Below are 20,992 nucleotides of genomic sequence, written 5' to 3'. Positions count from 1 at the left end.
CGGCCCGTGTTCCCGACCCGACGGAGGGCTCGCCCGTGCTGTCCCGGATACGCCATGCCTCGCTCGGTCTCGCCCTGATCACCGCGACGCTGGTCGCGGCCGCACCACCCGCCTCTGCCGACGACGTCACGGAGATCGTCTCCGGGACCGTCGAGGAGGCGCGGCTCGACCGGGCTGCGCCGCAGGAGATCCTGCGCCGCGGCGGGTTCGCGTCCGTGGCACCGGAGTTCGCCCGCGCGCTCGCGGGCGCCAGGTCGTACGGGGAGGCCGAGCGGGCGGTCGTACGGCACGGGGCGGGGCTCTGGCGGGACGCCGTGGACCGGGCGCAGGGGCGTCGCGTGCGCGGCGACCTGAGCCGGGACGACGACCGGCCGCTCTACTGGGCGCGGCTCTCCATGACCCGTGAACTGCGCTCTTGGGAACCGGGGTTCGGCCTCTCCCCGGAGGCCCGGGTCCGGCTGGTCGACCGGCTGGAACGCTCGTCGCGCGGCCAGGACGCGATCCGGTTCCCGCTCGGCAGGGGTGTGAAGCGGATTCTGATGACCGGCTTCGATCCGTTCACGCTCGACCGGGACGCCCGGATCTCCAACCCGTCGGGAGCCACCGCGCTGGCCCTGGACGGCACATGGATCCGGACGGCCGACGGCGGCCTCGCCCGGATCGAGACGGCCGTCTTCCCCGTCCGCTGGCAGGACTTCGCCGACGGCACGGTCGAGCGGACGCTGCGGGCGCAGTTGCCGCAGGTGGACCTCTTCACCACGGTCAGCCAGGGCCGTATCGGCCGCTTCGACGTCGAGCGGTTCAACGGGGCCTGGCGAGGCGGGTTCCCCGACAACGAGAACCTCTCGCGCACCGAGACCGTCCCGGTGGCCGACCCGGCCACGCAGCCCCAGTGGACGACGACGACCCTCCCCTACGCCTCGATCGTGGCGGCGGACACCGGGCGCTTCCCGGTCCGCGACAACACGGCCGTCACGGAGATCCCGGCGGGCGGGACCGGTCCCGTGGTCAGCCCTCAGGGGCCGACGGCGGGCTCGACGGCCCGCGCGGGCGGCGGCGGGGACTACCTCTCCAACGAGATCGCCTACCGAGCGACCCTGCTGCGCGACCGGCTCGGCCTGCGGGAGCTGCCGGGCGGCCACGTCCACACCCCGGTGCTGCAGTTCGGGGCGGGGAACACGGACCCGGCGACGGGCGCGGTCACCGACCCCGAGTTCGTACGCAACCGGCTGGACATCATCGGCCAGGTGCGGGCGATCATCGCGGTGGCGGCGGCCTCATGACCGGGACCCCGCCGGGGTTCCCGCGCCGGTCGCCGGACGGGAGGATGGGGCCATGATCGTCGCAGCAGCGCAGTTCGCCCCGGTCGCCGGGGACATCGACGCCAATGTCCGTACGACGGCCGGACTGGTCCGGCGGGCCGGCGCGGAGGGCGCGCGGGTCGTCGTCCTCCCCGAGCTCGCCCTCACCGGCTACGAGCCGAGCCTCATCCACCGGAACCCCGCCCTGCATCTCACCGAGGACGACGGACGGCTCGATCCGGTACGGGAGGCCTGCCGGGCGGTGGGCGCGGCGGCAGTGGTCAACGGAGCGGTGCGCACGGCCGGGGACCGGCCGCCGGGCCTCACCTCTCTCGTCCTCGGCCCGGACGGCGGGCTTCTCACCCGCTACGACAAGACGCGTCTGCACGGCTTCGAGAACGAGGTCTTCACGGCGGGCACCGCCGACGGCCGCTTCACGCTCGACGGCACCCGGTTCGCGCTCGCCACCTGCTACGACAACCGGTTCCCCGAGTTCGCGGAACGGGCGGCGGCCGACGGCTGCACGGTCTATCTGGCGAGCTCGGTGCTCACGGCCGGCAACGACTCGTTCGAGACGGTCTATCCGGCCCGGGCCAGGGACTTCGGGCTGTACGTCGCGATGGCCAACGTCTTCGGCGAGAGCGAGGAGGGCACGTGCGAGGGCCGCAGCGGTGTCTGGGGCCCGGACGGCGAACTGATCGCCGACGCGGGTGCCGACGTCGAGGGCTTCGCCCTCGCCAAGGTGGGCTGAGCGGCCGCGGGAGCTGGAGCGGGCACACGGGCCCCGGCCCGGGCACGCGGGGGCCGGGCACGGGCGCGCGGGCACCGGCCCGGGCACGCGGAGGCCGGCCCGGGCGCGCGAGGGCCTGGCGCGCGGAGGCCGGGCACGCGGGGGCCGGGCGCCCAGGGGCTTGGCCCGAGGAGCCGGGCCGGGTCAGGCGCCGGGGCGGTAGGGGTGCGGGGCGCCCGAGGGGACGGGGGCGGGCTTGGCGTCCTCGGCGGCTGCCGACTCGCCGTTCAGGTCGCGGGCCATCAGCGTGGCGCCGGCGACCGCGCCCGGCATCAGGAACACGGCGACGAACGGGACCAGGAAGGAGAGGGTCAGCGGGACGCCGAAGCCCAGGGTGAGCATCCGGCGGCCGCGGAGCATGCCGAGGCGTTCCTTCAGCTCGATGCCGCGGCGCTGGAGGGCGACGGCCGTCAGCTCCTCGGCGAGGAAGAAGCCGGAGACGCAGAAGCCCACGACCGGGGCGACCGTCTGGCCGACGACCGGGATGAAGCCGCAGGCGAAGAGCAGGATGCCGAACAGCACGACCCGCAGCAGGACGCGCAGGCTGTCGCGCGCCGAGATCCACAGCTCGCGCCAGAGCGGAAGGCCGGACTCGGGGACGTCGCCGCCCTCGGTGCGGTCGACCTGCTCGGAGAGCGACTCGTAGAACGGCTGGCCGACCAGCAGCGTCACGGCGGTGAAGGTGATGACGGCGAGGAAGAGCCCGAAGGCGAAGACGAGACCGGTGAGGAAGCCTCGGAGGATCCCTTGCCAGGGAGAGGTCCAGTCGTCGGCGAACGGTGTCGCCCAGGCGGTCAGCTCGTCGGCGCCGTAGCCGAGACCGATGATCGCGCCGACGTACAGCAGGAGGGTCACGAGGCCGGGCAGCAGCCCGAAACCGAACCACCGGCCGTGCCGGGCCACCCACTTCTGTCCCTGTACCAGATAACCGAACCCGGACCCGAAATCGCGCATGTCGATCACCCTATCGGGCGCTCCGCGCGGGCCGGGACGCAGAAGACCGCACCCCGGTCGGTCGGGGTGCGGTCCTCTTCAGCCTACGCGCAAAATCAGACGGCCAGTTCGACCGTGATGTTTCCGCGGGTCGCCTTGGAGTACGGGCAGACCTGGTGGGCCTTCTCGATCAGGCTCTTCGCGGTCTCCACGTCCACGTTCGGAATGGTCGCCGAGATCTTGACGATGATGCCGAAGCCGTCGTCGTTCTTGCCGATGCCGACCTCGGCGGTGACCGTCGAGCCGGAGATGTCGGCGTTCTCGTTGCGGGCGACGACGCCCAGCGCACCCTGGAAGCAGGCGCTGTACCCGGCGGCGAAGAGCTGCTCGGGGTTGGTGCCCGCGCCGGAGCCGCCCATGGCCTTCGGCGGGTTCACGACGACATCGAGCTGACCGTCGTCGGTCGCCACACGGCCGTCACGCCCGTTCTCGGCGGTCGCGACGGCGGTGTACAGGACGTCAGACTGCTGGATGGACATCTGGGTCTTCCTTCTGCTGGTTCGCCGCGACTCGCGCCCACGATCGCGACGGCTGAGGGAAGACTAACGGGTCATCGAAACGATCATCTTTCCGGTGTTCTCGCCGCGGAGCAGTCCGAGGAAGGCGTCCACGCCGTTCTCGATGCCCTCGACGACGGTCTCGCCGTACTTCAGCTCGCCGGAGCGCAGCCAGCCGCCGACCTCCTGGACGAACTGCTGCTGCATGCCGTAGTGGTCGCCGACGAGGACGCCCTGGAGGCGCAGCCGCTTGCCGATGATCATGGCCATGTTGCGCGGACCGGGCACCGGCTCGGTGTCGTTGTACTGCGCGATCATGCCGCAGATGGTGGCGCGGCCGTGCACGTTGAGCGAGGAGATCGCGGCTTCGAGGTGGTCACCGCCGACGTTGTCGAAGTAGACGTCGATGCCGTCCGGGGCGGCCTCGCGCAGCTGGTCCTTGACCGGGCCGTTCTTGTAGTTGAACGCGGCGTCGAAGCCGTACTCCTCGACGAGGAGCTTGACCTTCTCGTCGGAGCCGGCGGAGCCGATGACCCGCGAGGCGCCCTTGAGCTTCGCCATCTGGCCGACCTGGCTGCCGACGGCGCCTGCCGCGCCGGAGACGAAGACCGCGTCGCCCTCCTTGAAGGAGGCGACCTCGAAGAGTCCGGCGTAGGCCGTCAGGCCCGTCATGCCGAGGACGCCGAGGTACGTGGAGAGGGGGGCGAGGTCGGGGTCGACCTTGGTGGCGTGCTGGGCGGGGACGTCGGCGTACTCACGCCAGCCGAGACCGTGCAGGACGTGGTCGCCGACGGCGAAGCCCTCGGCGTTCGAGGCGATGACCTCACCGACCGCGCCGCCGTCCATGGGGTGGTCCAGCTTGAACGGGGGGACGTACGACTTCACGTCGTTCATCCGGCCGCGCATGTACGGGTCGACGGAGAAGTGCAGGTTCTTGACCAGGATCCGGCCCTCGGCGGGCTCGGTGACGGGGGTCTCACGGAGCGCGAAGTCCGCGGGGGTGGGCCAGCCGTGCGGACGGGCGACGAGGTGCCACTCACGGTTGGACGCGGGAAGAACGGACATCAGCACTGCCTCCTGAAACGGAAAATTACTTCACTACCTGAAACAACCATGCTCCTGGATATTTCATGTTGTCAAGTATCTGGGTACGATGAACCCCATGGCCACCTCACGCACAGACCCCCTGACCCTCGAAGTCGTCGAGCTGATCGGCGCGGTCGTGGCGCGGTACCACCAGGAGTACGAGCAGGCGGCCTCGGAGCACTCGCTCACCGGCGCCCAGGCCCGTGTCCTCGGGCTTCTCTCCCTGGAGCCGGTCCCGATGCGCAAGATCGCCCAGAAGCTCCAGTGCGAGCCGTCGAACGTCACCGGGATCGTCGACCGCCTCGAATCGCGCGGCCTGGTGGAGCGGCGCCCCGACCCGGCCGACCGCCGCGTCAAGCTGGCCGCGCCGACTCCGGAGGGGGTGGACACCGCCCGCCGGCTCGGGGAGTCGCTGGACTTCGCCCGCGAGCCGCTGGGACAGCTCACGGACGTCGAGCGGACGCTGCTGCGGGACCTGCTGAGGCGGATGCTGGGCGAGGACGTCTAGGGGCGGCCGCGGAGGCGGCCGGCTTCGGCGACCGCCGGCCCTGGCAGTCGCCCGCCCCGGGAGTCGTCGGCCCTGGCAGTCCCCCGCCCCGGCAGCCGTCGGCCCTAGAAGCAGAAGATGAACCAGCAGCTCTTCTCGGGGCTGGGTGTGGCGGTCGGGGTCGTCGGCGCCGGCGGTTCACCGGGCGGCGTCGCCGTGGCACTGCCACTGCCGGTGGGGGTCGGCGTGGTGCCGGGCTGCGGCTCCGACGCGGTGGGCGAGGTGCTCGGCTCGGCGGTCCCGCCCTGGCCTCCGTCGCTTCCGGCGCCGCTGCCGCCGACCGCGCCCCCGCCGCCGCTTCCACTTCCGGAGCCGGATCCGCCGGACCCGGCGCCGGGTATGCCGGTGTGGCCGGGCGCGGGCGTGTCCGTGTCCCGGGGCTCGGCGGACTTCGTGACGTGGACCGGAGTCGTACCGCCCGTCGGCGGGGCGGTCTGGGAGGGCAGCGGCGGGAGCGAGGTCTCGACGGCCTCCTCCTCCTGTACGGCGGTGGCGGCGCCGCCCTCGCCCGGGGGTTCGAGCGCCATCTTGGCCATGCTCAGCGCGCCCGCCGCGAGAACGATGCCGAGGGTGCCCACCACGACGTTGCGCCCCTTGCGGCTGCGCGCACGGCGGCTGCGGCGGGCGCCGGCCCGCCCCGACGGCACGGCGCCACGGCGGGCTGCGGCCCGGCCGCCTTGCGAGGTCACGCGGGGCGGTTCGAGCGGGTCCAGTTCGTAGACGTGCTCGGCCCGGCCCTCGCGCTCCGCACGCGCACCGTGCTCGACGTGTTCGACACGCTCGGCCGCGACCGCGCGGGGCGCGGCCGCTTGCGGGGTCTCGTACCGCAGCTCCTCGACGGGGGTCCCGCATCCGGCGCAGGCGAGTGCGCCGTTGAGGTGCCGTCGGCACTGGTGGCAGTAGTCCATGGCTGCCGCAGAGTATGTGTCGACGGGACAGCAGAGGTAGGCGAGTACGTGAGGATCCTGTGAGGAAACCCCAGGTCGGCGGCGTGTCGTCGTGAATCTCCCGCTTCGGGCAGGATGGGCTCATGACACCGTCCGAGCCTTTCGGGCCACGCGAGTTCCAGCTCGTCCTGCTGCGCCGTATGGCCGACCACCAGCCGGACCTGGTCGAGGACGCGCTCCGGGAGCTGGGGGCGACCAGGGCCGAGTCGCGTGAGGCGAACCGCCGCTGGCAGGCGTGGGCGCACGGCCGCCGGGGCCCGGGCGAACTGTCCCGCTACCGGTCCGTCCTGGGTGAGCCCGTGGCGCGGCGCCCGGTCCCCGACCTGGCGGCGGAGCTGCTGGAGTGGGAGCTGCCGCTCTGGCCGGCGCTGCGGTGGCAGGTGATCGTGGGGGCGCGGGCGGCGGTCTGGGGCAGCGGCCTGGTCCGCGCGCCGGGCGCGCCGGTACCGGAGCTGCGCGACGAGGCCGACCTGCGGCCGTGGAGCTGCACCCTCGCCGAGGTCGGCAACGCCTTCCCGCCGTCCCGGGCCCGGGACGGCAGCGCGCCCACGCGCCTCCGCCTGGACTTCACCCTCCCGGACGGCACGCCCCGCGCGGCGGAGTTCACCTGGGGCCTGCTCCAACGCCTCCTCTGACCCGAGGCGACGCGCCCCGGGGCAGGGCGCACCGGAGGCCGCCGCCGCGAGCACGCAGCCAGCCGCCCGGGGCAGGGAGCCGCCCTGGGCAGGGAGCCGCCCTGGGCACCTGCCGCCGCGGTCACCCGTCGCCATGAGCACCCGCCTCGACAGCGCCCGTCGCCATGAGCACCCGCCTCGACAGCGCCCGTCGCCACGAGAACCCGCCTCGACAGCGCCCGTCGCCACGAGCACCCGCAGTCGCCCCCGCGCCCCACTCGGCGTGCCCACCCGGGACACCCCTCCCCCGCGCCACCGCTGAGCCGCCGTCAGGCGGAGGCGCACCCCCGGGCGGCTCAGCCCAGCGCGCGCCGGGGGTGCCTCGGTCGCACGATGCGAACAGGAGCGCCTCAGCGCTCATGCCTCGCTCCGTGCCAGCACCGCACTCCGGAGGATCTGCCGTGACCGTCAGCCTTGAGCAGCTGCGCCGTTGCCATGTCGCCGTCGACCTGGGGGCCGCCCGGACCCGGGTCTTCGTCAAGGGCGCCGGGCTCGTCGTGGACGAACCCAGTGTCGCCGCCGTGAACACCCGTACCGGCGCCCTGATCGCCGTCGGCGCCCTCGCCGAGAAGATGACCGGCCGCACCCCCGACTACATCCGCGTCGTGCGGCCCGTCTCCGGCGGCACCGTCGTCGACATCGAGATGGCCCAGCGGATGCTCCGTCACCTCCTCGGCGAGAAGCTCCGCCGCCAGCTGCGCCGCAAGCCCCGGCTGCGCGCCGCCGCCAGCACCCCGCACGACAGCGACCCGCTCGCCCAGCGCGCCACCGTGGAGACCCTCGTCGGGCTCGGCGCCCGGCGGGTCGAGCTGGTGGACACTCTGATCGCGGCGGCCGTGGGCTGCGGGCTCCCCGTCGAGCAGCCCACCGCGACCATGATCATGGTCTGCGGGGCGGCGACCACCCAGGTCGCCGTGCTCTCGCTCGGCTCCATCGTGACCGCCGAGCGGATCCCGGTGGGCGGTGACGCCATCGACCACGCCGTCATCCAGCACCTGCGCCACCAGCACGAGCTGATGCTGCCCAGCCAGTCGGTCCGCCCCCTGCAACTCGCCCTCAGCGGCAACGGCCTGACGCTCCAGGGCCCGAGCTACACCGAGATCCACGGCCGCGACGTGGCCACCGGGCTCGCCCGGTCGGTGACCGTCGACACCGCCGCCGTGCGGCAGGCGATCCACACCCCGCTGACCGCCGTCCTCGACGGCATCGGCAAGATCCTGCGCGACTGCCCGCCCGACCTCGTCGCCGACCTGGCCGAGCGCGGCGTGATGATGGTGGGCGGCAGCGCGCTGCTCCCCGGCCTCGACCAGATGCTGCGCGAGGCGACCGGCATGCCCGTGCACATCGCCGAACGCCCCGACGTGTGCGCGATCCTCGGGCTCGGCGCGATGCTGGAAGCCAAGATCCAGCCGATGGTCCTCGACCCGCTGGCCGAGGCCGACTGACGGTCGGTATCTGCCGGTCTGCTGGACAATGACCCCATGTCACTCATGGACAAGGACGACGAACCGGCTCCCCGGCTGCCCCTCCTCCTCCAGGCTGTCCTGAGTGTCGGCACCGAACTCGAACTGCGAGCCACACTCCAGCACATCGTGGACTCGGCGATCGAACTCATCGGAGCGCGCTACGGAGCGCTCGGGGTCGTCGACCCCGAGCGCGGCCGGCTCACCGAGCTGTTCACCGCCGGGATGACGGAGGCGGAGCGGCAGCGGATCCCGCGGCTGCCCGACGGGCACAGCGGGCTCATCGGCGCGCTCATCCAGGACCCCCGGCCGCTGCGGCTCGACGACCTGACGACCGACCCGCGCTCCGGCGGGGTACCCGAGGGGCATCCCCAGATGCATTCCTTCCTCGGTGTCCCCATCCGCGTCCACACCGAGGTCTTCGGCAACCTCTACCTCGCCGAGAAGCACGTCGGCCGCTTCACCGACGAGGACCTGGCCATGCTGCGCGTCCTCGCCTCGCAGGCCGGGATCGCCATCGGCAACGCCCGGCTGTACGAGACGGTGCGCCAGCGCGAGCGGTGGATCGAGGGCGCGGCGGCGGTGACGACGGCGCTGCTCACCGGGGAGACGGCTGCGGACGCGCTGATGACGGTCGCCGAGCGGGCGCGGCTGCTCGCCGACGCCTCGGCGGGGGTCGTCCTCCAGCCCACCGAGGAGGGCGGGATGGAGATCGTGGCGGCGTCGACGGTGGACGACCCGGACGACCTGGTGGGTACGACGATCGCGGCGGGCTCGCCCGTCCTGGAGCAACTGCTGGGCGGGGAACCGGTCTTCGTCGACGACTCGGCGACCGACGCGCGGATGACGACGCACGTACGGTCGCGGTTCGGGCCGTCGATGATGCTGCCGCTGCAGAGCGGCGGCCGGCTCATCGGCACCCTCGCCCTGCCCCGGCGGCGCGGCGGGCGCCCGTACACGGCGGTGGAGCGGCTGCTCGCCTCGCAGTTCGCCTCCCAGGCGGCGCTCGCGCTGGTCCTGGCGGACGCGCAGCACAACCGGGAGCAGCTCGCGGTCTACGAGGACCGCGACCGGATCGCCCGTGACCTGCACGATCTCGTGGTCCAGCGGCTCTTCGCGACCGAGATGATGCTGGAGTCGACCCGGCGGCGCGCGGCGGACGGCCCGGCCGGCCCGGACGAGGAGGGCGTCCTGCTCGCTCGGGCCGTGGACGAGCTCGACTCCACCATCCAGGAGGTACGGACGGCCATCTTCGCGCTCCAGCAGCCGCCGGCCGACGCGCCGGCGACGTTCCGGGGGCGGGTCCTGCGCGAGACGGGCGGCGCGGCGGCGCTGCTCGGCTTCCAGCCCTCGGTGCACTTCTCCGGCGCGGTCGACACCCTCGTCGGGCCCGTCGACGCCGACCGGCTCCTGTCCACCCTGCGCGGCGCGCTCGCGGCCGCCCACCGCCGGCCGGGCGTCACGGCGATCACGGTCGAGGTGGCGGCGACCCGGGAGGGCCCGCGCCTGGTGGTGGCGGACGACGGCCGCCCGCCGACGACGGTCGCCTGGCCGTAACGGAGCCGTCAGGGGTCCCGGCCCCGCCCCCGTACGGCCCAGTCCGGCGCGCCCCGCCCGGGCCCGCGAACTTGACTGATCACGTGGACACCCTCGAGAAGCCCTCCGGTGAGCAGCCCTCCGGAGCCGCCTACCGGAACCTGGTCATGGCCACGATCGGGTTCGCGCTCACCTTCTGGGCGTGGGACCTGATCGCGCCGCTGGCCGCCGACTACGGGGACCGGCTGAACCTCAGCTCGTTCCAGCAGTCGCTGCTGGTCGCCATCCCGGTCCTGGTGGGCTCGCTGGGCCGGATCCCGGCCGGGGCCCTCACCGACCGCTACGGCGCCAAGGTGATGTTCCCCCTGGTGTCGGCGCTCACGATCGTGCCCGTGCTGCTGCTCATCCCGGCGAGGAACTCGTACGGCGCGATGCTCGCCGTCGGTTTCCTCCTCGGCCTCGGCGGAACGACCTTCGCCATCGGCATCCCCCTGGTCAACTCCTGGTTCCCGCCCGCGAAGAGGGGCCTGGCGCTCGGTGTCTTCGGCATGGGCATGGGCGGTGTGGCGCTCTCCGGGTACTTCACCCCGCGCATCGCCAGGCACGGTGACAACCTGCCGTTCCTCGTCGTCGCCGTCGCCCTCGCCGCGTACGCCGTCCTCGCCGCGATCCTGATCACCGACCGCCCCGACCGGCCGGTCCCCACGGCGTCCCTCGCGACCCGGCTCGGCAAGGCGGGCCGGCTGCGGGTGACGTGGGAGCTGTCCGCGCTGTACGCGATCGGCTTCGGCGGCATCGTCGCGTTCGGGGTGTACCTGCCGACGTATCTGAAGACCTGGTACGACCTCGACGCGACCGACGCCGGCACCAAGGCCGCCGGTTTCGCCCTGGTGACGGTCGTCTTCCGGCCGTTCGGCGGCTGGCTCTCGGACCGGGTCCACCCCGCCGTCGTCACCGCCGCCGCGCTCGGCTTCGTCGCGCTCCTCGCCATCGTCCAGGCCTTCGACCCGCCCCTGAACCCCGGCGGCACGATCGCCCTGCTCTGCATGGCCGCTGGGCTCGGCACGGCGAGCGGCTCGGTCTTCGCGCTGGTCTCGCAGGTCACCCCGCAGCCGCAGGTGGGCAGCGTCACCGGCATCGTGGGCGCGATGGGCGGACTCGGCGGGTTCGTCCCGCCGCTGGTGATGGGGGCGATCTACAGCGCCAAGGACTCCTACTCGATCGGCTTCATGCTCCTCTCCGACCTGGCGCTCGCGGGCTGCGTGTACGCGTACGGGCGGATGCGGACGCTCCGGCCGACCGGGGACGGCGGCGACAGTCCTGAGGTGAGCAAGGTCGCAGCGCGCTGCCCCTGAGGCGGGGGAAGAATGCCTCTCGCATCCCGCTACGCGAGGAGGACGACCGTTGAGCTCGCTCTTCCCGGCCCTGGTGGCCGGCTCGGACCGGCCCGCACTGCGCTTCGGCGCGGACGCCCTGACGTACGAGGAACTGGCCGAGGCCGCCGGGGCCCTGGCCGCCCGGATCGGGGGCGCGGGACGGGTCGCCGTCTGGGCCACGCCGACCGCCCGGACGGCGGTCGCGGTGGTGGCCGCGCTCCTGTCCGGCGTTCCGGCGGTCCCGCTCAACCCGCGCACCGGGGAGCGGGAACTGGCCCACATCCTCGCCGACAGCGCTCCGAGCGTGGTGCTGGCGGGTGCGGAGGACGAACTGCCGTCAGGGTTGGCGGGGGTGCGGCGCATCGACGTGGACGTGCGTGGGGGGCGTGAGGCAGGGCGGCCCGGCGGGCCCGGCGCCGGGGCGGCAGGGGGCCCGGACGCGGGGCGGCCGGGCGGGCACGGCCCCCACGCGGACCGGCGGCCGGGCGGGCGGGTCCCGGAGGCCGCCGCGGGCGGCGCCGTCGGGCCCGAGTCGCCCGCCCTCGTCGTCTACACCTCCGGCACCACCGGGCCGCCCAAGGGCGTCGTCCTCTCCCACCGGGCGATCGCCGCCTCCCTCGACGCGCTGGAGGAGGCGTGGGCGTGGACCGAGGACGACGTGCTCGTGCACGCGCTGCCCCTCTTCCACGTCCACGGGCTGGTCCTGGGGATCCTCGGGCCGCTGCGGCGCGGCGGATCGGTACGGCACCTCGGCGCGTTCTCCGTGGAGGGCGTGGCGCGGGAACTCGGCGCGGGCGGCGGCACGATGCTGTTCGGCGTACCGACGATGTACCACCGGATCGCGGACGCGCTCGGGGACGATCCGGGACTGGTACGGGCGCTGGCCGGCGCGCGGCTGCTGGTCTCGGGCTCGGCGGCGCTGCCGGTCCACGACCACGAGCGGATCACCGCGGCGACGGGCCGGACGGTGATCGAGCGGTACGGCATGACCGAGACCCTGATGAACACCGGTGTCCCTGTGGGCTCCCGCCCGCGCCCCGGCTCCGTCGGGCTCCCCCTCAGGGGCGTGGAGCTGCGGCTCGTGGAGGAGGACGGCACGGAGCTGGAGGCGTACGACGGGGAGAGCGTCGGCGAGATACAGGTCAGGGGCCCGAACCTGTTCACCGCGTACCTGAACCGGCCGGACGCGACGGCCGCAGCCTTCGACGGGGACTGGTTCCGCACCGGCGACATGGCGGTCCGGGAACACGACGGGTACGTACGGATCGTGGGGCGCAAGGCCACGGACCTGATCAAGAGCGGCGGATACAAGATAGGCGCCGGCGAGATCGAGAACGCGCTCCTGGACCATCCGGGGGTCCTGGAGGCCGCGGTGACCGGTGCGCCGGACCCCGATCTCGGCGAGCGGATCGTGGCCTGGGTGGTGCCGGTCGACGCGGAGAGGCCGCCGACGGCCGGGGAGCTGGCGGACCATGTCGCGGGGCTCCTCGCCCCGCACAAGCGCCCGCGCACGGTCCACTTCCTGCGGGCACTGCCCCGCAACGACATGGGCAAGCTGCTGAAGAAGGCGCTCCCGGAGGCCCTCCGTGGCTGAGCGGCTCACGGCCCGCGAGGTCGTCGCGCTGGTCACCGGCGACTTCACCGCACTGCGGCCCCCGGCGTCCGCGGCACCGCCGCCCGAGGGTCCGATCGGCTGGTCCGGGTACGCCGCCGCACGCGCGCGTGCGGCGGCGAGGACCGGCGAGGAGGAGTCCGTCCTGTACGGCAGGGCGACGGTCGGCGGTCGCCCGGTGGTCCTGGTCGCCTTCGAGTTCGGCTTCCTCGGCGGCTCGCTCGGGCAGGCGGCCGGGGACCGGCTCGTCGCCGCGTACCGGACCGCGCGCACGGACCGGGTCCCGCTGGTGTCGCTGGTGGCGACGGGCGGGAGCCGGATGCAGGAGGGCATGATCGCCCTCGCCCAGCTGCAGCGTGTGGCCGAGGCGACGGTACGGCTGCGGGAGGCCGGGGTTCCCCACGTCACGGTGTTGCGGGACCCGTCCACGGGCGGTGGCTGGGCGACCGTCGGCGCGGGCGCGGACGTGGTCCTCGCCCTCCCCTCGGCGCAGGTGGCCTTCGCCGGTTCCCGGGTCCGTCCGAGGGACGCCGACCCGGAGGCGTACACGGCCGAGAGCCAGTGGGAGCACGGCCATGTGGACGCGCTCGTCGCACCGGAGGACCTGCGGACGACACTCGGGCTCTGGCTGCGCCTGCTGACGCCCGCCGAGCCCCACGCCGAGTCCGAGGCGGGGCCCGGCGAGCCGTCCGGCGGCGCCACCCGCACGGCCTCCGCACCCGCTCCCCCGCCGCGGGCGCTCGCCGAGGCCGCGCCGCCCGGGAGCGGGTGGGAGGCCGTCGTGCGGGCCCGGGACGCCGGCCGGCCTCGTGCCGGGGCCTATCTGGACGCCTACTTCACGGCGCGGGCCTCCCTGCGCGGGGACCGGGCGGGCGGGGTGGACCCCGGGGTGGAGTGCGGCTTCGGGCTGCACGAGGGGCGGCCGGTCGCGTACGCCGCGCAGGACGGCTCGGCGACGCGCCCCGCGGGCTTCCGGACCGCCGCACGGCTCATCCGGCTCGCGGACCGGCTCGGGATCCCCGTGCTGACGCTGATCGACACGCCGGGCGCCGCCAACGACGCCGAGGCCGAGCGGGCCGGAGCGGGACCGGCCATCGCGGAGGCGTTCACCGCCGTCGCCGAGGCGCGGGTCCCGGTGACCTCGCTCCTGGTCGGCGAGGGCGGCTCGGGCGGGGCGCTGGCGCTGGCCGCGCCGGGCAACACCTGGGCCACGCCCGACAGTTACTTCTCCGTCATCGCCCCCGAGCTCGCCTCGGCCATCCTCAAGAGGCCGGAGGACCAGGCCCCGGCCACCGCCGACCAGCTCGGCCTGCGGCCCCAGGACCTGGTGGAGCTGGGCATCGTGCGCGGGATCGTCACGCGCGAGGAATGAGACGAAGGGAGTCCCGGCACGGCTCGGCGCCGTGCCGGGACTCCTCCACGTCCGGTGATTCCGGGACTACTTCACCCCGACCGCCCGGATGATCTCCTGCTTGACCGAGCCGCCCCGGTCGTCGGACGCGCCCGCCCGGAAGGAGACGAACCGCGCGCCGTCCGGCACCCGCAGCTCACCCGTCCAGGTCGCGCCGCTCCACGACTTCTTCAGCGTGACGTTCTGCCAGGTGGCGCCGTCGTCGTACGAGACCTCCAGCGTGCCGCCGCCGATCCTGCCCGTGCCGGCCGCTCCCTTCACGTACTCGGCGTAGATCCCGACCGGCACCCGGCTTCCGCCGCGCACGTCGCCCTTGAGGTCGGTGTCGACGTCGAAGCCGAGGTTGATCAGGGGGAGGTAGGTGAGACGGTCGGACGGGGTCTCCTTGGAGCGGAAGGTCCACTCGGCGTGGCCCTTGGTCGACAGCCGCCAGCGCGCCGGGTCCATCGTGGTGTCGGTGACGACCTTGTAGGTCGCCTCCTCCGCCGGGGCGTCCCAGGCGTAGGCACCGGAGCTCATCTTGCGGTCGACCCGGGTCCCGTTGACGTACACCTCGGTGAACTGGGTCTGCGTGTCGTCGCTCCACACGTTGCCGAAGCCGGTGTGGTCGGGGCCGGAGTCGCCCCAGCCGGGGGTGTTGAACCTCAGGTCGTTCCCGATCCGCTCCTGGCCCCAGCCGAGGCCGGTGCCGAGCCAGGGGTGCCAGACCGGCTCGAACCAGTCGAGCGACCGGGTGGTGCCGCCCCGGTAGGAGTTGATGCCGCCGCGCTGCTCCAGGGAGTCGGCGAGGTCGACCGACTCGTGCCAGCCCTGGCCGGTGCCGGTGGAGACGTACTCGGTGCGCTCGGCCGGGAAGGCGATGTACTCCTTGAAGCCGAAACCGATGGGGAAGGTGTCGGTGATCGAGTAGCGGAACTCGCCGCCCAGCTCCTTCCTGCCGGTGGGCATGTGGAACGCCGAGCGGATGGTGGCCAGTTCGTCCCGGTCGGGCCGGAAGACGAGGTCCTTGCCGATCGCGCCCGGGTGGCCCTCGGAGAGGTCGTAGGTGTACGGGGTGAAGCGGGTGCCGGTCAGGTCGATCCGCTTGCCGCGCTTCGCCGCCTGGGAGAGCCGTGCAGCGTCGGCGGCGTTGACGGTGGCGACGGCGAGCGGCCGGGCCTCGTACTCGGCGGTGCCGAACCAGGACATCAGCCGTCCGGGCCGGTCGTCGGTGACGAACAGCGCCGTGGCGCCGGCGTCCTGGGCGTTCTGGGCCAGCTCCGTGTCGGGGACCGCGCCCGCCCGGACGAGGACGGCCTTGCCCTTGACGTTCCTGCCCGCGTACTCGGCGGCCGTGCCGGTGCCCGCGTCGACGACGTCGAGCCGGTGGCGGCCTTCGAGCATGGTGGTGCCGGCCTGCACGGTGGCGCCGGACAGCCAGTCGCCGTCGGCGCTCGCCTCCAGGAGCGGCTTGCCGAGCCGCCAGACCGTGCGGTACTCGAAGGTGCCGTGGGCGGGCTTGCGGGTGGGGGCGGCGAAGATCGAGTCGTACGTCAGCGGCACCTGCACCGCGCCGCCGTAGGAGGCGCCGTGGGCGTCACGGTCGAACTCCATGAGGAGCTGGCGGGTCTCCGTCCGCTGCTCGACCTCGGCCCGGATCTCCCTCAGCTGCCGTCCGTCGAGGGTGATCTCACGGTCGCGGTCGAGGACGATCTCCGGGTCGGTGAGGAAGCCGAGACCGAGAGAGTCCTCGCCCTTGGAACCGCGCACGTCGAGGAAGGTGTCGACGGTGTACGTGTCGGGCTTCAGCCGCAGCTGCACGGTGCCCGAGTCGCCGACGGCGACCGGGAACGGGTCGTACCGGCCCTCGGCGAGCTGCTTGACGATCACGGTGGCGGGGGCGGGGGCGCCGTCACGGTCCTTGACGTGGATCGTGAGGTTGTAGCGCTCCTCCTCCTTCACCAGGCCGAGCGCGGTGTGCGCGACGGGCGTGCCGGCGGCCGAGGCGACGATCCGTCCGGAGGCGTTGCCGACGGGGGCCTTGGCGCCGTCGCCGGTGACCGTGGTCCGCGCGGTGCCGTGGGCCGGGACGGTGAGGGTGGTGTCGGCGAGGGTCGCGACGCCCGCGGGCATCCCCTCGACGGTGAGGTTCAACTCGACGGCGGAGTCCGAGTGGTTGGTGTACGTGACGGTCCTCGTGACCGGCTTGTTCCCCTCGTACGGCCAGGCGAAGAAGCCGAGGTCGGCGGAGCCGGTGGCGGTGACGTTCGCGGCGATGGCGGCGGCCACGTCGACCCGGCCGGCGCCGAGCGCGTAGGCGGAGTCCGTGAGCGTCTTCGACGAGGACATCAGGGCGTTCTTGAGCTGCGCGCCGGTCCAGTCGGGGTGCTTCTCGGCGAGCAGGGCGGCGACGCCGGCGACGTGCGGGGTGGCCATCGACGTGCCGCTCATCGTCGTGTAGAGCCCGGTGCCGGGGGCCAGCTGGGAGCGGGCGGCGAGGATGTCCACGCCGGGCGCGGAGAGGTCGGGCTTGAGGGCCTGGTCGCCGAAGCGCGGTCCCTGGCTGGTGAAGTAGGCGGCCTGGTCGGCCGCGTCGACGGCGCCGATGGTGAGCGCGGAGTCGGCGGCGCCGGGAGAGCCGATGGAGCCGGGGGCGCCGCTGTTTCCGGCGGCGATGACGAAGAGGGCGCCGGTCTCGGCACTCAGGGTGTTCACTGCCTGGGCCATCGGGTCGGTGCCGTCACTGGCCTCGCGCGAACCGAGGCTCATCGAGACGATCTTGGCGTCGATGTCCTTGGCGGCCCACTCCATGCCGGCGATGATCTGCGACTCGGTGCCGGAGCCCTCGTCGCTGAGCACCTTGCCGACGGCGAGGGTCGCGCCCGGCGCGACGCCCTTCTCCAGGCCGTCCGAACCGGCGCCGCTGCCACCGACGGTGGAGGCGACGTGGGTGCCGTGGCCGTCGCGGTCGGCTACCTCCTGGCCTTCGATGAAGGACTTGGACTCGGCGACCCGGCCGGCCAGGTCGGGGTGGCCGAGGTCGGCGCCGGTGTCGAGGACGGCGACCTTCACGCCCTTGCCGGTGAGCCCGGCCTCCCAGGCCTTCGGCGTGCCTATCTGGGCGTTGGACTCGGCCATCGCGGCCTCGACCTTGCCGTCCAGCCAGACCTTGCCGCCCGCGGAGCGGGTGGCGGGCGAGGTGAACGACCGCCAGAACGCCGCCGGATCGGTCGCCTCCACCGCGGCGCCGCCGATGCTGGGCAGGGCGCGAACGGTCTCGGTGCCGCGCGGCGCGGCGGCGCGCGCACCCTGCCGTGGGTGACGATCAGGGGCAGCTCGTCGGTGACGCCCTGCGCGATGAGGCCGCTGACGTCGAAGAGCCGGCGGTCGAGGACGCCCGAGGCCAGGTAGGGACGGGCCTCGTCGGGGACGACGGTGATCCGGCCGTCGGAGATCTCGCTGCGTACGGCGCCGGTGGCGCCCTCGGCCCGGTCGACCGTAACGGTCTTCCGGCCGCCGCCCAGTTCGGTGACGGTGACCCGGTCGCCGGTGATGAGTGTGACGGTCGCGCTCGCGTCGGTCGCGCCCTTGAAGGTGGCGGGTACGGCGGTGGCGGTGGTTCCCCCGGCAGCGGCGGTCTGCCCTGCCGTGAGCAGCACCAGGGAGATGCCGGCGGCGAGCAGCCCGGCCCTTCCTCCTGCGGAAGGTCTGATCATCGACGCACTCCTCGGCACCCGGGGGAAGGGGTGGTTCCGGGCGCCGCGAGGAGTCTGTTCCGGTCGGAGGCCGTTGAATACGGTACGGCCTGGCGGCTATGTGCCGTGGCGGCCAACCGCCAGCTCAGGCCGTGGGACGACGTGCGTCGTACCGGCGGAATTCCCTCCCGTACAGGGCGAGGAGACCGATGGCGAGCACACAGGCGATGCCGCCTCCGGTGACGGCGACGGCGGGCGAGGTGAGGTCGGCGACCGAGCCGGCGAGGAAGTCGCCGAGCCGGGGCCCGCCCGCGACGACCACGATGAAGACGCCCTGGAGCCGGCCGCGCATCTCGTCGGGGGCGGCGACCTGCATCATCGTGTTGCGGAAGATCATGGAAACGGTGTCGGAGTAGCCGGCGAGGGCGAGCAGGAGCAGCCCGAGCCAGAGGTTGCGGGTCAGGCCGAAGACGGCGATCGCCGTTCCCCAGCAGGCCACGGCGAGCAGGATCGCCTGTCCGTGGTGGTGGATGCGCCCCTGCCAGCCGCTGAGGACCCCGCCGAGGAGCGCCCCGGCGGCCGGGGCGGCGGCGAGGAGACCGGTGGTGGTGGCGTCGCCGTCGTACCAGAGGACGGCGACGACGGGGAACAGCGCGCGGGGGTGGGCGAGGATCATCGCGCAGAAGTCGGAGAAGAACGTCATGCGCAGATTGGGGCGGGTGGCGAGGAAGCGCAGGCCGTCCAGGACGGAGGCGCGCTTCGTCCCGGTCCGCTCGGGGAGCATGGCGGGCAGCCGCCACATCGCGTACAGGGCGGCGGAGAAGGCGACGGCGTCGATGAGGTAGGCGGTCTGGAAGCCGCCGACGCCGACGAGGAGGCCGCCGAGGCTCGGGCCGACGAGCGTGCCGAACGTCATCGTCATCGAGTTGAGCGCGTTGGCGGCGCGCAGCTGCTCGGCCGGCAGCAGGCGCGGGATCATCGAGGTCCGGGCGGGCGAGTTGAGTGCGGCGCAGACGGACTGCAGGGCCACGATCGCGTACAGGAACCAGACCTGGTGGAAGCCGGCGAACGCGGCCGTGGCGAGGGCGGCGGACAGCACGGCGGAGCCGGTGGCGCTGGCGAGACCGAGCCTGCGGCGGTCGACGGTGTCGGCGATGGCGCCGCCGTAGAGGCCGAAGACGATCAGCGGGACCAGGGAGAAGAGCCCGACGAGTCCGACGGAGAACGGCGAGCGGGTGATGTCGTACACCTGGAGCGAGACCGCGAGCGCGGTCATGCCCTCGCCGACCCAGGAGACGGTGTTGCCGAACCAGAGGCGGCGGTAGTGCACGGAGGTACGGAGCGGGGTGAGGTCGGCGAAGACGCGGCGGCGGTCGGCCTGTTCGGCCTTCTCGGCGGTGCTCACGCGACGTCGAACCGGAGCTCGGGCCTGGCCCAGTGGATCCGGCCCGCGGGCTCGACGGTGCCGGTGCGGCGGGCTCCGGTCCGCAGGTAGAACTCCTCGGCGGGCGGATGCGCCACGACCCGTACGGAGGTGAGCCCGGCGGCACGGGCCTGCGCGGTCATGTGTTCCATCAGGAGCCGCCCCGTGCCCCGTCCTTGCGCCTCGTCGGCGACGAAGGCGAGGTCGAGCTCGGCCTCGTCGAGGAGGAGGGCGTAGAACCCGAGGACGAGGTCGCGCTCGTCGACGGCGACGAAGACGGCGTGGTGCTCGATGTAGCTCCCTCCGACGACATAGCCGTCGACCATCGAGGCGTAGTCGCCGCGATAGGCGGCGGACTTCCTGACGAGCCGGCTGAGCCGACGCGAGTCGTCGGCGGTGGCGCGCCTGAGGGTGAGGGAGGACATGGTCGGAGTATAGGGGCGTGACCGGATTCGGATCCTTACATTTTCGTTGCGGGAGGATCACTCCGCACGCGGTGCGCCCACCGGGCCGGCTCCCCCGGACCCCTGCGCGCGGGGCCCACTCGCACGGGGCCCACTCGCACGGGTCCCACTCGCACGGGTCCCACTCGCACGGGCCCTGCCCGCACGGGCCCCACTCGCGGGTGGTGCTACTCGCAGGGGCCGAGGTCGTCCGGGTCGACGCTGCCCAGCCGGACGGCCAGCTCGTCGAGCCGGGCCCGCATGGCGCGCATCTCCTCCAGCTCCATGCCGGTCGCGGCGGCGATCCGCCTGGGCACGGCGCGCGCCTGCTCCCGCAGGGCGGTGCCGGCCTCGGTGGGGCGGGCGGTCACGGACCGCTCGTCCTCCGCGGAGCGGCGCCGCTCGACGTATCCGGCCGCCTCCAGGCGCTTGAGCAGGGGGGACAGCGTCCCGGAGTCCAGGCGCAGGTGCTCGCCGATCCGCTTGACCGGCAGCTCGCCGTGCTCCCAGAGCACCAGCATGACCAGGTACTGGGGGTAGGTGAGCCCGAGGTCCTTGAGCGCGGCGCGGTACACGCCGTTGAAGGCGCGGGTCGCGGCGTGCAGCGAGAAGCAGATCTGCTGGTCGAGGCGGAGGAAGTCCTCGTCCCGGTTCGTGTCGAGCGTCTCCATGGCTCCCAGGGTACGGGACATCTCATGGTGAGCCATTAAGTTGTGCACAACTGAATTGCGCGCTACTGTCTCTCTCAGACCCCGACCGCACAGGGAAACGAGGACCCATGAACGCGATCTACACCGCCGTCGCCACCGCCAACGGCCGCGAGGGCCGCGCCGTCAGCTCCGACGGCCACATCGACCTCCCCCTCGCCCACCCGCAGGCCCTCGGCGGCAACGGCCAGGGCACCAACCCTGAGCAGCTCTTCGCCGCCGGCTACGCCGCCTGCTTCGCCAGCGCGATGGGGCTCGTGGCGCGCCAGGAGAAGATCGACATCGCGGACGCCTCCATCACCGCCGAGGTCTCCATCGGCAAGGACGAGACGGACGGCGGCTTCGGCCTCGCGGTCGTCATGCGCGCCGAGTTTCCCGACCACCTCCAGGGTGAGCCCGGCCGCGAGCTGCTGGAGAAGACCCACGCGTTCTGCCCGTACTCCAAGGCCACGCGCGGCAACATCCAGGTCGAGCTCGTCGTCGAGTAGTCCTGTCGCGGTCCCGGCGCCCGA

Annotated in this window: 17 protein-coding genes and 1 pseudogene; 10 read left to right on the top strand and 8 right to left on the bottom strand. The window is 73.5% G+C overall.

The window, feature by feature from the left end; all coding sequences use genetic code 11:
• Positions 1–38 precede the first annotated feature (38 nt).
• Both ACF1G2_RS08270 and ACF1G2_RS08265 read left to right on the top strand, forming a co-directional pair.
• Entirely contained in the window at positions 39–1,283 is a 1,245-nt protein-coding gene (locus ACF1G2_RS08270; RefSeq protein ID WP_391797594.1) for a pyroglutamyl peptidase, read from the top strand.
• A gap of 52 nt (positions 1,284–1,335) precedes the next feature.
• On the top strand, positions 1,336–2,052 hold the full coding sequence (locus ACF1G2_RS08265; RefSeq protein ID WP_391797467.1) for a carbon-nitrogen hydrolase family protein: 717 nt from the start codon (positions 1,336–1,338) through the stop codon (positions 2,050–2,052).
• A 183-nt stretch (positions 2,053–2,235) separates the two neighbouring features.
• Here ACF1G2_RS08265 and ACF1G2_RS08260 read toward each other — a convergent pair whose 3' ends face one another.
• The 3 genes from ACF1G2_RS08260 to ACF1G2_RS08250 form a co-directional block, all read right to left on the bottom strand.
• Positions 2,236–3,045: an EI24 domain-containing protein gene (locus ACF1G2_RS08260; RefSeq protein WP_391797466.1), complete on the bottom strand. Its 810-nt coding sequence runs from the start codon at positions 3,043–3,045 to the stop codon at positions 2,236–2,238.
• Positions 3,046–3,140: 95 nt separating this feature from the next.
• Positions 3,141–3,563 (bottom strand): organic hydroperoxide resistance protein, encoded by a 423-nt coding sequence (locus ACF1G2_RS08255; RefSeq protein WP_352189301.1) that lies wholly within the window; start codon positions 3,561–3,563, stop codon positions 3,141–3,143.
• Positions 3,564–3,626: 63 nt separating this feature from the next.
• Positions 3,627–4,646, bottom strand: a complete 1,020-nt coding sequence (locus ACF1G2_RS08250; RefSeq protein ID WP_391797465.1) for an NADP-dependent oxidoreductase — start codon at positions 4,644–4,646, stop codon at positions 3,627–3,629.
• A 97-nt stretch (positions 4,647–4,743) separates the two neighbouring features.
• Between ACF1G2_RS08250 and ACF1G2_RS08245 the strand changes: the two genes are divergently transcribed.
• Positions 4,744–5,175: a MarR family winged helix-turn-helix transcriptional regulator gene (locus ACF1G2_RS08245; protein ID WP_391797464.1), complete on the top strand. Its 432-nt coding sequence runs from the start codon at positions 4,744–4,746 to the stop codon at positions 5,173–5,175.
• Positions 5,176–5,279: 104 nt separating this feature from the next.
• Here the strand turns inward: ACF1G2_RS08245 and ACF1G2_RS08240 are convergent, their stop codons facing one another.
• The gene (locus ACF1G2_RS08240) at positions 5,280–6,122 is read right to left on the bottom strand and encodes a hypothetical protein (RefSeq protein WP_391797463.1); all 843 of its coding nucleotides are present in this window, start codon (positions 6,120–6,122) and stop codon (positions 5,280–5,282) included.
• A gap of 122 nt (positions 6,123–6,244) precedes the next feature.
• On the opposite strand from ACF1G2_RS08240, the gene ACF1G2_RS08235 reads away from it, so the two are divergent.
• The 6 genes from ACF1G2_RS08235 to ACF1G2_RS08210 all read left to right on the top strand — a co-directional run bounded on the left by ACF1G2_RS08235 (position 6,245) and on the right by ACF1G2_RS08210 (position 14,194).
• Positions 6,245–6,796 carry a hypothetical protein gene (locus ACF1G2_RS08235; RefSeq protein ID WP_391797462.1) on the top strand — a complete coding sequence of 184 codons (552 nt, stop codon included), beginning with the start codon at positions 6,245–6,247 and terminating at the stop codon, positions 6,794–6,796.
• 440 nt (positions 6,797–7,236) lie between these two features.
• Positions 7,237–8,280, top strand: coding sequence for a rod shape-determining protein (locus ACF1G2_RS08230; protein ID WP_391797461.1), 1,044 nt, complete (start codon positions 7,237–7,239; stop codon positions 8,278–8,280).
• Between the two features lie 36 nt (positions 8,281–8,316).
• On the top strand, positions 8,317–9,855 hold the full coding sequence (locus tag ACF1G2_RS08225; RefSeq protein ID WP_391797460.1) for a GAF domain-containing protein: 1,539 nt from the start codon (positions 8,317–8,319) through the stop codon (positions 9,853–9,855).
• Between the two features lie 146 nt (positions 9,856–10,001).
• Entirely contained in the window at positions 10,002–11,189 is a 1,188-nt protein-coding gene (locus tag ACF1G2_RS08220) for an MFS transporter (RefSeq protein ID WP_391797593.1), read from the top strand.
• Between the two features lie 49 nt (positions 11,190–11,238).
• Positions 11,239–12,804 (top strand): acyl-CoA synthetase, encoded by a 1,566-nt coding sequence (locus tag ACF1G2_RS08215; RefSeq protein ID WP_391797459.1) that lies wholly within the window; start codon positions 11,239–11,241, stop codon positions 12,802–12,804.
• Positions 12,797–14,194, top strand: coding sequence for a carboxyl transferase domain-containing protein (locus tag ACF1G2_RS08210; protein WP_391797458.1), 1,398 nt, complete (start codon positions 12,797–12,799; stop codon positions 14,192–14,194). The genes ACF1G2_RS08215 and ACF1G2_RS08210 overlap by 8 nt, the downstream gene beginning before the upstream one ends.
• A 66-nt stretch (positions 14,195–14,260) precedes the next feature.
• Here the strand turns inward: ACF1G2_RS08210 and ACF1G2_RS08205 are convergent.
• From ACF1G2_RS08205 to ACF1G2_RS08190, 4 genes and pseudogenes are all read right to left on the bottom strand, one after another.
• Positions 14,261–17,928: pseudogene (locus tag ACF1G2_RS08205) on the bottom strand (S8 family serine peptidase).
• A gap of 124 nt (positions 17,929–18,052) precedes the next feature.
• Positions 18,053–19,312, bottom strand: a complete 1,260-nt coding sequence (locus ACF1G2_RS08200; RefSeq protein WP_391797457.1) for an MFS transporter — start codon at positions 19,310–19,312, stop codon at positions 18,053–18,055.
• Positions 19,309–19,755, bottom strand: coding sequence for a GNAT family N-acetyltransferase (locus ACF1G2_RS08195; RefSeq protein WP_391797456.1), 447 nt, complete (start codon positions 19,753–19,755; stop codon positions 19,309–19,311). The genes ACF1G2_RS08200 and ACF1G2_RS08195 overlap by 4 nt, the downstream gene beginning before the upstream one ends.
• Positions 19,756–19,961: 206 nt before the next feature.
• Positions 19,962–20,444: a MarR family winged helix-turn-helix transcriptional regulator gene (locus tag ACF1G2_RS08190; protein WP_391797455.1), complete on the bottom strand. Its 483-nt coding sequence runs from the start codon at positions 20,442–20,444 to the stop codon at positions 19,962–19,964.
• 107 nt (positions 20,445–20,551) lie between these two features.
• On the opposite strand from ACF1G2_RS08190, the gene ACF1G2_RS08185 reads away from it, so the two are divergent.
• Positions 20,552–20,968: an organic hydroperoxide resistance protein gene (locus tag ACF1G2_RS08185; protein ID WP_352190772.1), complete on the top strand. Its 417-nt coding sequence runs from the start codon at positions 20,552–20,554 to the stop codon at positions 20,966–20,968.
• Positions 20,969–20,992 lie beyond the last annotated feature (24 nt).

The sequence above is a fragment of the Streptomyces sp. NPDC013457 genome, from assembly GCF_043089925.1.
In the GTDB taxonomy this organism is placed as follows: Bacteria; Actinomycetota; Actinomycetes; order Streptomycetales; family Streptomycetaceae; genus Streptomyces.
Note: the sequence above shows the minus strand (reverse complement) of the source record. Positions and strands in the feature narration are given on the sequence as shown.

Coding starts and splice junctions, on each gene's coding strand:
- ACF1G2_RS08265 (WP_391797467.1), top strand. CDS start 1,336: ATGATCGTCGCAGCAGCGCAGTTCGCCCCGGTCGCCGGGGACATCGAC.
- ACF1G2_RS08260 (WP_391797466.1), bottom strand. CDS start 3,045: ATGCGCGATTTCGGGTCCGGGTTCGGTTATCTGGTACAGGGACAGAAG.
- ACF1G2_RS08255 (WP_352189301.1), bottom strand. CDS start 3,563: ATGTCCATCCAGCAGTCTGACGTCCTGTACACCGCCGTCGCGACCGCC.
- ACF1G2_RS08250 (WP_391797465.1), bottom strand. CDS start 4,646: ATGTCCGTTCTTCCCGCGTCCAACCGTGAGTGGCACCTCGTCGCCCGT.
- ACF1G2_RS08245 (WP_391797464.1), top strand. CDS start 4,744: ATGGCCACCTCACGCACAGACCCCCTGACCCTCGAAGTCGTCGAGCTG.
- ACF1G2_RS08240 (WP_391797463.1), bottom strand. CDS start 6,122: ATGGACTACTGCCACCAGTGCCGACGGCACCTCAACGGCGCACTCGCC.
- ACF1G2_RS08235 (WP_391797462.1), top strand. CDS start 6,245: ATGACACCGTCCGAGCCTTTCGGGCCACGCGAGTTCCAGCTCGTCCTG.
- ACF1G2_RS08225 (WP_391797460.1), top strand. CDS start 8,317: ATGTCACTCATGGACAAGGACGACGAACCGGCTCCCCGGCTGCCCCTC.
- ACF1G2_RS08220 (WP_391797593.1), top strand. CDS start 10,002: ATGGCCACGATCGGGTTCGCGCTCACCTTCTGGGCGTGGGACCTGATC.
- ACF1G2_RS08195 (WP_391797456.1), bottom strand. CDS start 19,755: ATGTCCTCCCTCACCCTCAGGCGCGCCACCGCCGACGACTCGCGTCGG.
- ACF1G2_RS08190 (WP_391797455.1), bottom strand. CDS start 20,444: ATGGAGACGCTCGACACGAACCGGGACGAGGACTTCCTCCGCCTCGAC.
- ACF1G2_RS08185 (WP_352190772.1), top strand. CDS start 20,552: ATGAACGCGATCTACACCGCCGTCGCCACCGCCAACGGCCGCGAGGGC.